This window comes from Halomonas sp. I1 (assembly GCF_032334135.1).
Classification (GTDB): Bacteria; Pseudomonadota; Gammaproteobacteria; order Pseudomonadales; family Halomonadaceae; genus Halomonas.
In genome coordinates, this window is record NZ_JAVXUS010000001.1 from 313541 (window position 1) to 325186 (window position 11646).

7 protein-coding genes are annotated in these 11646 nt (G+C 65.8%); all 7 read right to left on the reverse strand.

The features are described from left to right. Window positions 1-14: 14 nt before the first annotated feature. From RSO41_RS01455 to icmH, 7 genes are read right to left on the reverse strand one after another with little or no spacing between them, the layout of a single operon-like run. Complete coding sequence (locus tag RSO41_RS01455) at window positions 15-683, reverse strand: GNAT family N-acetyltransferase (protein ID WP_315617072.1); 669 nt, start codon at window positions 681-683, stop codon at window positions 15-17. Next, a complete protein-coding gene (gene tssM, locus RSO41_RS01460; RefSeq protein ID WP_315617074.1) occupies window positions 667-4371 on the reverse strand; it encodes a type VI secretion system membrane subunit TssM in 3705 nt (1234 codons plus the stop codon). The genes RSO41_RS01455 and tssM overlap by 17 nt, the downstream gene beginning before the upstream one ends. Window positions 4372-4408: 37 nt before the next feature. Next, window positions 4409-5866, reverse strand: a complete 1458-nt coding sequence (gene tssA, locus RSO41_RS01465) for a type VI secretion system protein TssA (protein WP_315617076.1) — start codon at window positions 5864-5866, stop codon at window positions 4409-4411. A gap of 49 nt (window positions 5867-5915) precedes the next feature. Beyond that, window positions 5916-6614: a type VI secretion system-associated protein VasI gene (gene vasI / locus RSO41_RS01470; protein WP_315617078.1), complete on the reverse strand. Its 699-nt coding sequence runs from the start codon at window positions 6612-6614 to the stop codon at window positions 5916-5918. After that, window positions 6611-8206 carry a sigma-54 interaction domain-containing protein gene (locus RSO41_RS01475; protein ID WP_315617080.1) on the reverse strand — a complete coding sequence of 532 codons (1596 nt, stop codon included), beginning with the start codon at window positions 8204-8206 and terminating at the stop codon, window positions 6611-6613. Before RSO41_RS01475 ends, vasI begins: the two co-directional genes overlap by 4 nt. Window positions 8207-8210: 4 nt before the next feature. Then, window positions 8211-10826, reverse strand: coding sequence for a type VI secretion system ATPase TssH (tssH, locus tag RSO41_RS01480; protein ID WP_315617082.1), 2616 nt, complete (start codon window positions 10824-10826; stop codon window positions 8211-8213). Window positions 10827-10836: 10 nt separating this feature from the next. Next, entirely contained in the window at window positions 10837-11646 is an 810-nt protein-coding gene (icmH, locus tag RSO41_RS01485) for a type IVB secretion system protein IcmH/DotU (RefSeq protein ID WP_315617084.1), read from the reverse strand.

Below are 11646 nucleotides of genomic sequence, written 5' to 3' on the forward strand. Positions count from 1 at the left end.
CAGCGCTCGGCTATTTATTCAGCATTTCCCGAACGGCGGACGCGCTTAGCCTCGTTCCATTGGGCCGGGGCCTCGTAATGGGCCACGCCCTGAGCGTCGATATAGCGACATTCGAAACCGGCCTTCTCCAGACTGCCGATCGCGATGCTGCACTGGCGCGGCAGCCGCACTTCCAGCGGGGTGCCGCGCAATACATTACGCAGGGTGGTCAGCAGCCGTCCGGCATGACCGCGCTCCTGCCACTGGGGCTCGACGAAGAAGAAGCGCAGTTGCCAGGCCGCCTCGTCATCGCGGCGGCAGACGAAGGCCATGCCGAGGGCGTGGCCATCCTCGTGGCGCAGGGCCAGCAATCGCCCCTGCCAATGCGCCACACCCTGCTGATCGCGCTGCAGCCAGAGGCCGCGATGCACGACGAACTCGAGGGCCCGGCGCAGGGTCTCGAGGCGCGACTCGTCACGCAGCACCCAGGGCGAGGCCCCGTTGCGCTCGGCGCGCCTGGCTGCCTCGAGAAAGTCGTCGATGTCGTCTGTGCGGGCATCCTCCAGCGGCAATGCCAGCGGCCTGGCGGACGCCGTGGCGGTGGCGTCCGGGGCATGCGGCTCGACCCGGGGTGTCGCGGTCGGCGCCGACCCGAGGGTCGTCTCCCGCGCCTTGTCGACCCATTGCTTAATTGCCTTGAGCATTGTCGCGACCTCCCTCGTCACGCTGGGCGACATCCGCCGTGCCGACCTCGGCCTCGCGTTCGGCATACAGCGCCACCGGCAGGTTGAAGCCGGCCACCAACGGCCTGGTGAAGGGGTTGTGCGGGCCGTCGGCGGTCAGACGGTAATGCACGCTGCCATTATCGACCTCGAAGCTGAGCTCCAGAGCGTGCTGACCGGCACCCGCCAGTTGCGCCTGATCGAGCAGGCGGAACCAGGCCCAGGGACCGTTGCGACTGAGGGTACGCGGCGAACGGTTGTACTCGCTGGGCACCAGAGTGATGCGGCTTTCATTGCTGTCGCGCAGGCCATTGGGCCAGATCATCGAGACCGGGTGGCGCGAACCATGGGCATAGTCGATGAGCTGACCATCGACACTGATCACCGCTCGGCGCTTGTTAGCACTCAGCGACAGAGGTTCGAGGGAGAAGGGCACATCCAGGCTGCCGTCACGATCCAGATAGGCATCTCGAATCCGCTCGGCTCGCTGGAAGGCCTGCATCACGCCCTCGCGCAGCAGGGAGTTTCCACGTGCATCGTGCAGCGCTTCCTCCTCGATGAACGGCTTGAGGTTGGACTCGTAGAAGGCATCCAGGGTGCCGCCGGAGGCAAAGAAACTCTCGAAGTCATTGAGGGCGACGTCGCGCTCGGCGCCCGGCGCTAGCGGATAACGACCCGCCAGACGACTCTGGAAGGGGGCTACCACATCATCGCGCCATTGCTTCTCGAGGTGACGGATCGCCGCGCTCATCAGCAACTGCCAGCTCTGATCGGCCAGGCTGACCAACATGCGGCCCACCGGATCCGGCGTTTCCTCGGCGATGCGCTGCAGACGGGTAATCGGGTCACCGCCACCCAGGGAGATACGGTCCCGCGCCAGCAGAAAGGCCTCACGCCCCGAGTCGCTGGCCTCATCAACCTGGCGCAGATAGTCACGCAGCTCGCCGACGGCGATCTTGATTTCGCTGAGGTTGGAGGGGTTGTCGCCACGCGCTCGGGTCAGGGCATCGAGCTCGACGAAGTCGCGTTCGATCTCGCTGGCCAGACGATAGCGCGGCGATTTCTGCAGGGCCTGACGCGCCTCCTCGTCGCCTTCGGGGAGCGTCGGGTAGAGGTCGGTCTGCTCTTCGACCTCGCCGAGCAGGCGATCCAGCGGGCGGCTGGCGCCGATCAGGCCATCGGCCACCACCACGGCCTGGTGAATATCGGGCAGGGGCACCATATGGATATCGGCCAGAGCCTCACGCCAGGTTCGGCGGTAGTCGCTGACATAGAGTTCGCGCAGGACATCCTGCAGGCGTTCACGGTCGGCCTTGCTGAAGTCGATGTCGTCGCGCTTGCCGAGTACCCACATGTCGATCAGGGCCAGCTCGGTGGCCTGGTCGAGCTGGTCGAGGAAGTAGTTCTCGAAGCCGCCCCGGGTCAGCAGACTGGGGATACGCACGTTCTGCGGATCGTCGTTGCGCGACATGAAGACCAGATTGAAGGCCGGGCCGACGCTGTCGCGCAGGTCGAGCATGGCCGAGCTACGCTGGTCGCTGCCGGACTTGAGGGAGGCATAGACGCGCTCGTGCATGGGCTGGCGGGCCAGCTCGCGTTGCGCCGCCGAGATGCTGCCGCGCAGTGGTGACATGGCATCCTGGGCACCGGGCACGCCGGCCTCGGCATGACCGGCCAGGTCGGTGTCGGCCATGGCATTGTCGAGGTGGTAGAGCAGTTGGCGCTGCACATCGCCCTGCCCGGGGAAGACCTGCTGCCAGCGCGCCGCCATGAAGTCGTGCACGCGTTCGGGCTGACGGCCGCTGGCATCGGCCATCATGCGGATGATGCGCAGCAGCGAGAGCTTGCGGTTGCTGCCCTCCACGGCGTCGTTCATGTCATCCATGATGCCGATCATCAGGGATGGCAGGAATTTCTGCTCGAGCAGCTGGAGGTAGGCATTGTCGATCTCGGCCCCCAGCTCATGCCCCTGGTAGAGCCCCATGTCGGCGAACAACCAAGGCCGCGAGCGGTAGTCACCGAACTCCTCGGTGGTGCTGATCAAACGGTTCAGCGGCTTGAGCAGGTCGCGCCCGGTAGGATCGCCGATGTTCCACTCATCGGGCTTGAGCATCAGGAAAGCCTGAGCCTTGTCTTCCACCGCGGCCAGGGCCTGCTGGTTCTTCTGGTAGAAGTGGCTCCAGCCGCCGACCATCGCCAGGCCGACGAACAGGCAGGCAAAGGTGCTGTAACGCTTGAGCTTTTCGCGCCGCCAGATCACCCGAGCGTTGTCACCGGCGAGGTTGGCTTCGGGGTAGATGATGCGCTCGAAGAGTTCTTCGGTGAAGTACTGCCCGGAACGTGCTGCGCGGTGGGCGGGCAACACACTGGTCTCCATACCGTAGCGGCGCGCTGCGGCATCGACGAAGGGGTCCTCAGGCACGCCCTGCTGATACACCGAGGTGAAATAGGCACCACGCACCATAGCAGCGGTGGAGAAGCGGTCGCTGGACAGTGCCTCGGTCAAAAAGCCATGCAGGACGTCACGCAGCCCGGCCAGTTGGCGAACGAAGCGGAACACCGCCTCGCGTTCGTTCTGGTCGCGGCATTCGTTGAGCAATGTGGGCAGTTGATGATTGAGGCGTTCGAGCATGGCGTCGTAGTGACTGACGAACTCGTCTTCCCACTGCCCGGGGGTGTCCAGGGCCTCAGCGGAGAAGGTGAAACCCATCGGCGTCTTGCGGGCAGTGCGCGAGTAGTGACGGAAGAACTCGTCGAAGCCATGCAGCAGGTCCATCTTGCTGAAGGTCACATAGACCGGCAGGCGGCTGCCGTGGCGCTCCATCAGCTCGCTGAGGCGGGCGCGCAGCAATGCAGCGTAGGCCTTGCGCACCACCACCCGGGCATCACTCAGGCGTGCCAGATCGAGCACCAGCACTACGCCATCCAGCGGCCGCCTGGGGCGTTGCTCCTCCAGCCAGTCGACAAAGTGATCCCAGAGTCGGCTCTTGGCTTCCTCGGGGGAGTCCTCCTGCAGGGCGCCCTGGGTCAACAACTCGCCGTCCGGGTCGATCAGTACCGCCTGGTCGCCGATCCACCAGTCGAAGCCGAGCTGATCGCGCTTGTGCTCGCCCGAAGCGTTGAGCAACTGCGTCAGCGAGAAGTTCTGTCCAGAGCGGTTGACCAGGCTGGTCTTACCGGCGTTTTCGACGCCCATCACCAGATACCAGGGCAGCCTGTAGCGCGCCCTCTTGCCGCCACCCAAGCGATCGGTGAGCGTCGCTAGAATGCTGTCGAGCCTCGCCTGCTGGCGAGCGATCAAATCGAGAACCGGGTCCTGGCGGTGCTGTTCCTGCGACTCGGCCTGCTCGTCGACCGCCTTGAGGCGCCGGGCCAGACGAATGCCCCAGACCACCGCCACCACGACGAACAGCACCAGAGTCACCAGGGCACGATTGACCCAGGGCTCGAGGGGACGCGTGTCGAAGGCCTGCCATTTTGGCCCCAGCCACCAGATTGCCACCACCAGCACGATGAGCAGCAGCCAGCCGAGCCACTTGCCCAGATTCTTGAGACTGCCCTGCACGCCCTTGGCGGCATTGGCATGGCTTCGGGCCTGGTTAGCCTGGCTCTGCATGGTAGAGAGCCCGGGCACCCAGCGACTGAGCGCCGATTTTATGCGTCCTTTCATTTGACTGCTTTCCTCATCCCTGTCGATTCGGTTGTGCTCATGACGCGCCCTCGCTCAGCGCTTGAAGCCGTTGCGGCAAGGCTGGCTCCCAGTGGTCGAGGTGGATGCCGCTGACCGCGTCGAGCAAAGCTCGATAATGTTGGCGAGCCATGGCCTCGAGCCCGGCCTCATGAAGCAGGTCGGCACTGGCCAAGCGCCAGTAGACGCTCTCCCGGGGCGAGCCCGAAGCCGCCAGCCCCTCATCGAGGACGGCCAGTGCCTCGCCCAGCCCCTCGCTTTGCAGCCGCTCGCGGGCGGTTTCCAGGCCCTGCTGCCAGGGGTCACCCCCGGCACCATAAGCGACGTTGGTCGTGCCGCTGTCTGCTCCCGAGGCCAGCCACTGTTGGATGGTCTCGTCGAGAAAGGCCGTGCCATCGCTGAAGGTCAGCTTGTCGAGACCGGGGAGGCGGTCGACGAAGCGGCGGGCTTCATCACGAATGGCTTCGGCGCAACCACCATGATCGAGACGCCTGGCCATCTCGGCGCTCAGGCGGTGGCCTTCCAGCCAGTAGGGACTGAGCGCCAGGCTATTCTCGATGCGCCGCCATTCCTCGAGACTGGGCCGGCCCGCCAGGGCCTCGCGATAGGCCGCCACCCGGTCAGCGGAGACCGGCGCCAGGTCGGTACGACCATCGGCTCGACTCATCGGCAGCGTCTGTATGGTGTGCCAGATGGCGTAGCGACGTAGCCGGTAGCCCAGCGGATCACCGGGGGCCTGGTCATTGAGAAACTCCGCCATCTTGATCAGCGACTGGCGGTTGGCGCGCTCGTTGCCGGACTCCAGACGCACCTCGGGTACTCGCGACGGTTCGGGGGCATCACTGTCGGTCGCCGGAGCGGCCGCCTGCCGCGGCGTTGACGCCTGCCGAGTATCGTGGCGGCCTACCGAGGCAGCAGCGGCGTCCGCGCCAGGCTCGGCCTGCTCCAGCAAGCGCGCCAGGTCGGCCAACGCCTGATCCGGCAGCTCGCGGGCGGCGGCCTGCTCACGCAATCTCTGCAAGGCCTGGCGGCAAGCAGCCAGTTCGGCCTCGGCGGCCGCGAAATCCAGCGACCCGGCCAGCTTGAAGCCGCGTTGGGTAAACTGCTGAAACAGCTTGCCGCGCATGCGATTGCCTTTTGCCCCGGGGGCCGGATAGGCCTCGACCCACCAGTGCTCGAGGCTGCCCGCCAGCAGGTGCAGCGACAGCGCGAAGCGCACCGGGTCGCCGCCCTGTTGCAGACAATGCAACAGGTGGCCCAGTACGCGCAGGTCCTTGCCCTGCTCGGTCAACAACCGCACGGCCCGATCTTCCGCGCCGGCCCAGTCCATGTCGCCATGCTGCAGGGAACCGACGCGCATCATCTGCTCATCTAGCCAGTCATAATCGTCGCTGTTGCCCAGGGGCTCACCCACCCCGTCACCGATAGGGCCGAGGATGTCGTCGAGCTGGGATTCACGGATAATTCTTATCGCCATGTCGTCATCAACGGATCGCTTGCCTGAGGTCGTCGCTGCCACATCGTTATCACCAGCGGCACATCTTGCGCAGGGGCTTTATCAGCTCTCGCAGGCCCGCCACGTCGAAACTGAGGCCATCGATGATCGACATCTCGCTGGCCAGCTCCAGGCGATGGCTGGACAGCAGATGCTTCAGGGTGTCGATGGCCGGCAGTCCTCGGCCGCCACTGAGCACATGGCCGCCATCCAGCACGCGCCAGTCCTGATCGGCCCTGACCGATTCGCCCTGGAAGGTCAGTGCCACCCGGGTGGCATCGCTGGGTTCGGGCAGATGTAGCTGAAACCGCGTGATATTGGCGGCACAGCTGATCACCAGCACGGGACGCGGGGGCACCGTGCCCAGTGCCGGTACGCTCAGCAGTACGCTGTCGTCGGTCTGTTCGACCATCAGCCCCATGTTCTGGGCATCGCGGCCGGCCTCGAGACGCACCACGCGCTGCCAGAGCCGCGAGCGCTCACCGGACGCGACATCACTGCCTGTCGATGCCTCGCGGAAGAGGTCGTCATAGCACTGCAGGCGCTCCAGGCGGACGTCGCTCGCGGCGCATTCACGGGCCTGGTCGAGGCGCTGTTGCGCGGCGTCGGCGCCCTGGCTATTGCCCTGCGCGGCGCCACCGAGGACCAGCGCAACACAGCATGCGGCCCATGCCAGGCACGGGCGGCGTTTGCCCGAGGTACGAGGGTGTCGGGGGTGAGTTGCTGTCATGAGTTATCCAGTTGCAGTTGGCGGCACTTGTGCGCCAGGGTCCGCTTGGGGAGCCCCAGGCTCTCGGCCGCCAGCGTTCGATTGCCATCGAAGAGTGCCAGCCGCTGCTGAATCAGCGACGCTTCATAGTCGCGCAGCGCCTGACGCAGATCGGCGATGTCGTCTTCATCGTCTGCCGCCCTGACCGCCTGCGACTCGAGTTGGTCGACGGCCTCATCGCTGGCGATGGGGCTGCGGGGCAGTACCATCAGGTCGATATCATCGCCGCTGTGCGTCATGGCACAGGCGTAGTCGATCAGATTCTTGAGCTCGCGGACGTTGCCCGGGTAATCCCGGTCATGAAGGTCAGCCAGGGCAGCCCGGCTGATGCCCACGAGTTCACGGCCCTCGCGCTCGCAGAAGTCGGCGATGAAGGCCTGAACCAGCGGCTCGATATCCTCACGACGCTCGCGCAAGGGTGGCAGCGCCAGCGGGAACTGGTTGAGGCGGTAGTAGAGGTCTGCCCGGAAATGGCCATCGCGCATGCGCTGATGCAACGGCTGGTGGGTCGCGGCGATCAGCCGCAGATCGACCCGGCACTCCTCGCTGGCGCCCAGCGGGCGATACCGCCCGGATTCCAGAACCCGCAGCAGCTTGGCCTGGAGCGACAGCGGCATGTCGCCGATTTCGTCCAGAAAGAGAGTACCGCCATCGGCCTGACCGACCAGCCCCTGCTGATCGCGGTCGGCACCGGAGAAGGCCCCCCTGGCATAGCCGAACAGCTCGGACTCCAGCAGGCTCTCTGGGATGGCCGCACAGTTCAGCGCCATGAAGGGGCCCTCGGCCCGCGCCGAGGCTCCGTGTATGCCGCGTGCCACCAGATCCTTGCCGGTGCCAGTCTCGCCGCGCAGCAGCACTGCCAGTTGGGTCTCGGCGGCGCGGACGGCCTGATCTCGCAGGGTCTGGATACTGGTGGAGTCGCCCTTGATCTGCTGACTCAGGCGACCGCTCAATGTCTGACGCCGGGCATCGGCATTGAACCGGGTCAGCGAGTCCTGCAGGTTGGCCTGATGCTGGCGCTCGCCCTGCTGGCGCAGATGCCAGGCCCAGAGCTGACAGAACAGGGCCTCGAAGGCCGCGAAGTCCAAGCTGGCCGTCAGCGGATCGAGGGTGTCGCGTGGCCCGACCAGACTCATGACGCCCAGCCATTGCTGATCGTCATCCGGGGCGCGTAACGGGCGCACCGTGAGCTGCCAACCGGCTGCACAGTCGGCTATCAGGGCCTGGAAGGCGGGGTGGTCGAGGCGCGAGCGCGCCTCGCCAAGCGCGATCTGCATCGGCTCACCGCGTCGAATGGCATGGGCATAGGGATGTGTGAAGTCATCACAGGCCAGCCGCACCCCCTGGCCCTCGTCGGAGAGCCAGCGCCCGCTGGAATCCAGCACCAGACAACTGGCCCGGGGAATGCCCAACCGCTGCTGCAGCAGCGTTTCGGCGCGCTGGCGTAGTTGGCGGGGAGACTGACTTTCGACCAGCGTCAAGGCACCGACCATCCCGGCCAATGGCGCCGAGTCAGGGGTGGTGATGGTGCGACCGATCGTCAGTTCTGCCATGGGGTTATGCCACCTCTGCCTTGAAGCCGCCTTCGGATACGCCGAGCACCACGCGCGAGATGGATTCCTGACGCGACAGGCGCTCGAGGATCGAACGCGAGACCGGCGGCAGCAACTCGCCCTCGATGACCGAGTCCAGCATGCGGGCGCCATTCTCGCTGCGGTTGGCCCGCTCACAGATGGCCTCGGCAAGCGCGGGGTCCAAGGTCACCTCGGCCTGACGGTGACGGTCGCGGATACGCTCGGCCAGGGTCTCGAGCTTGGCATCGACAATGCGCTGGAGTACCTGACGATTCAGCGGGAAGTACGGCACCACTTCCATGCGCGCCAGCAGGGCCGGCTTGAAGAACTCGGCCAGCACCGGGTAGAGGGCCGGTTCCAAGGCCTCGGGCTGGCCGGCATGGCGGACAATGGTCTCGTAGCCCAGATTGGAGGTCAGGAAGAACAGCACGTTGCGGCAGTCGATGAGCCGGCCTTCGCCGTCGGCCATCTCACCCTTGTCGAAGGCCTGATAGAAGAGGTTGAGCACGTCGGGGTGGGCCTTCTCGACCTCATCCAGCAGCACCACCGAGTAGGGGCGCTGACGAATGCTCTCGGTCAGCAGGCCGCCCTCGCCGAAACCAACATAGCCGGGGGGCGAGCCGATCAGGCGGGAGACGGTGTGCTTTTCCTGATACTCGGACATGTTGATGGTCGTCATGAACTGACGCCCGCCGTAGAGGCTCTCGGCGATCTGCACCACGGTTTCGGTCTTGCCCACACCACTCGGGCCGACCAGCAGGAAGGCCCCCAGCGGCAGGCCTGGACGGCGCAGGTCGGCACGCGCGGTCAGCAGGTGACGATGCAGGCGATTGACGGCCTCTTCCTGGCCCTTGATGGCCCGGCCAAGCTGTTCGGGGAGTTCGGTGAGCCGCGTCAGCTCGTCACTGGTGATACGCTCCACCGGGACACCAGTCCAGTCACCGATGACCTCGGCGATCTGGGCGTCCTCGACACTGGCATGCACCAGGGCATGATCGCGCTGCAGTCGCTCGAGGCGCGCCTCGTACTCGCTCAGGGCCTCGCGGCGCTGCTCATCCTCGTCGGGGAGGGCATCGCCGGCGTCCGGCGAGCCGTCGAGCAGGGCTTGATGGAGCTCGAGCATGGCATCGACGCATTCGCGCTGTTCCTGCCAGGCGCCCTGCAGTGCACCCAGCTCGGCCTCGTGACCGGCCAGGCGACGCATCAGCTCGTTGTGGCGTTGCTCGTCGGCCGGACGCCCCAGGCGCGTCTCGCGCTGCAGGTGGTCGTACTCGCGCCGCGCCGCTTGGTACTCGCTCTGCAGGTGACTGAGGCGACGCGGCTCGGCGTCCAGTGCCTGGGCGAGTCGGGTGCAGGCAGTATCCAGCACGTCGATGGCCTTGTCGGGTAGCTGGCGGCCGGCCAGATAGCGGGCGGAGAGTTCGGCGGCCGCGCGCAGGCCACTGTCGCCGATCAACACGCCATGGGTCGCCTCGTAGACATCGCGCAGGCCACGCAGGATGACCAGTGCCTGTTCGGTGTCGGGCTCGGCCAGGGTGACGGGCTGGAAGCGGCGCGACAGCGCCGGGTCCTTCTCAATGTGTTTCTTGTACTCGCGCCAGGTAGTCGCAGCGATGGTGCGCAGCTCGCCCCGGGCCAGCGCCGGCTTGAGCAGGTTGGCGGCATCGGCGCCACCTTCCTGGTTGCCGGCCCCGATCAGGGTGTGCGCCTCGTCGATGAACATCAGGGTCGGGCGCGGCGCCTGGCGCACTTCCTCGATGACGCCCTTGAGGCGCTTCTCGAACTCGCCCTTGACCGAGGCACCGGCCTGCAGCGCGCCCAGGTCCAAGGCGATGAGTTCCACGTCCACCAGCGAGGCCGGGACCTGACCGGCAACGATGCGCAGGGCCAGGCCTTCGACGACCGCGCTCTTGCCGACGCCAGCCTCACCCAGGACGATGGGGTTGTTCTTGCGGCGCCGCCCGAGGATATCGAGCATCTGGTCGATCTCGGGGTCACGTCCCAGCACCGGGTCGAGTTCGCCGTTGCGTGCCTGCTCGGTAAGCGAGGTGGCAAAGCGCGCCAGGGCGGAATCGCCACCATTCGCCGGGCGTGGCGCATTGTGTTCGGGGGTGGCAACCACGGCTTCGGCCGATTCGCGCGTCAGCAGCGTGAAGTCACGACGCAGCCGTTCGCGATTGATGCGCTCGAGCACGTTGCAACTGCTGGTGCCCAGGTAGCGTTCGGCATGGTGCAGCAGGGCGGTAAGTATCAGGCCGCTGCGCAACTCGCGGTGCTCGAACTCGGTGCTGGCCAGCAACCAGGCGTCCTGCAGCAACTCGACCAGCAGCGGCGAGAAAGCCGGTACGTCGGTGTCCAGCTCGGCGGTCGGGCGGGCGTCCTCGACCAGCGCCTGACGCAGCTCGTCGACATTGATGCCTTCGACCTCGAGTAATACTCGTATGTCACACAGCGGCTGATCGACCAGCGCCAGCAGCAGGTGCATGGCACTGACTTCCGCGGCCTGCTGTTCACCGCAGATCGCCGCGGCCTGCTCGAGCCCCTGACGGGACACGCCATTGAGGCGGCCGATCAGCGCCGCCAGATCCATCCTTAGCATGCCAGCTTCCCTAGTTGGTAATCCGGTCCAGTAGTGCACCGACCTGATCGGCCTGGTGCTCCAGCGAAATCGAGAGTCCGAAGTAGATCACCAGCATCATGCCGGCAAAGATCGCGAAGATGCCCCACAACGGCATGCCTTCTCCCTGGCGCCGGGAGGTGTTCTGCACGTTGTCCAGCGGGTGAGTGAGCAGGTCGTCCTCGTGGTGGTCCAGCGAGGCCAGCTGGTCACCGAGCTCGCGCAGTATCTGGTCGTATTCTTCCTTGCCGTCGGAGCGCACCTTGTAGCGCCCCTCGAAGCCCAGACACAGGCAGAGGTAGATGAAGGCCAGCATGTCGCGATAGCGCCGCGGCTCCTGGCGCAGGCGCGAGAGGATCGAGAAGACCTTTTCGCCGCCCCAGGTCTCGTTGTGAAAGCGTGCCAGCAATGAGTGCGCCGCCCAGACACTCTGATTGCCCCAGGGCGTGGCCATGACGGCTTCATCGATGAACGAGCACAGCACATAGCGATAGGCCAGCAGCGTGGGCCGGTCATAGCCCTGCTCGGTAAGCTCGACTTCGATGGATGCTATCTCGTCGACGACCTGGCGATACAGTTGGTCAATATCATCAACGTGTTCGACATGGCGAACCCGCACGACCATGCCCAGCAAGGGGCTGGCCGCATCGACCAGCGGATTGATGCTGTGGCCACGCAGCCGGAACCAGTAGTCCTCATCAGCGTCCAGGTGTCCCGCGTGACTGTGGACCAGCCAATCGAGTCCTTCCTCATTGATGCTGTCTTCATGGCGAGTGGCGTCGGGTGATACGAGCGTCGACAT

Bases quoted from the DNA above. Each gene is read 5' to 3' on its own strand.
- vasI (WP_315617078.1), bottom strand. From the start codon at position 6,614: ATGACAGCAACTCACCCCCGACACCCTCGTACCTCGGGCAAACGCCGC.
- RSO41_RS01455 (WP_315617072.1), bottom strand. From the start codon at position 683: ATGCTCAAGGCAATTAAGCAATGGGTCGACAAGGCGCGGGAGACGACC.
- RSO41_RS01475 (WP_315617080.1), bottom strand. From the start codon at position 8,206: ATGGCAGAACTGACGATCGGTCGCACCATCACCACCCCTGACTCGGCG.
- tssH (WP_315617082.1), bottom strand. From the start codon at position 10,826: ATGCTAAGGATGGATCTGGCGGCGCTGATCGGCCGCCTCAATGGCGTG.
- icmH (WP_315617084.1), bottom strand. From the start codon at position 11,646: ATGTCGACGCTCGTATCACCCGACGCCACTCGCCATGAAGACAGCATC.
- tssM (WP_315617074.1), bottom strand. From the start codon at position 4,371: ATGAAAGGACGCATAAAATCGGCGCTCAGTCGCTGGGTGCCCGGGCTC.
- tssA (WP_315617076.1), bottom strand. From the start codon at position 5,866: ATGGCGATAAGAATTATCCGTGAATCCCAGCTCGACGACATCCTCGGC.